Source organism: Seonamhaeicola marinus, from assembly GCF_008085455.1.
Genome location: NZ_VSDQ01000339.1, coordinates 1 through 541, shown reverse-complemented (window position 1 = coordinate 541; position 541 = coordinate 1). Strand labels below are relative to the sequence as shown.

General features: G+C 32.0%; 2 protein-coding genes. Both read left to right on the top strand.

Annotated features, from left to right (window positions below):
* Positions 1-421, top strand: a 421-nt coding sequence (locus FUA24_RS04800; RefSeq protein ID WP_148540270.1) for a YihY/virulence factor BrkB family protein, incomplete at its 5' end; no start/stop codon positions are given.
* On the top strand, positions 422-541 hold a 120-nt coding region (locus FUA24_RS26105; RefSeq protein WP_187388169.1), incomplete at its 3' end, for a primosomal protein N' family DNA-binding protein.

Sequence of the window (541 nt, the reverse complement as noted above, 5' to 3'; positions counted from 1 at the left end):
TTTAGCGTTTTTGTTAATACTAACTATTGCATTTTTGGGGTATTTTCAAATATATGTAGTACAGGGTTTATTAAATGCGTTTGCTGTTGATGCTCAAAATGTATTTTGGGCTAATTTTGCTCAGTATTTATTTTTTGTGGCCATGATATATTTAGCAACAGCAACATTGTATTATTTTGGAACACACGAGGGGCGAAACTCAAAATTCTTTTCAGTAGGAGCGCTTTTTACCACTTTATTAATTATGTTGTCATCCTATTTATTTGGCATTTACATAGAAAACTTTGCCCAGTACAATAAGCTTTACGGTTCTATTGGTGCTTTGTTAATATTGCTGTTTTACCTCTGGTTAAATGCTAATATTTTACTGTTGGGTTATGAGTTAAACGCATCATTAAATAAACTTAAAAAAGGCGTTTAAATGCAGTATTTTATTGATGTTATTTTACCTGTGTCGCTTCAAAAGTTATTCACTTATAGTATAACCGAAGCCGAATCTGCTTTTTTAAAAGAAGGTATGCGTGTAGCGGTACCTTTTGGT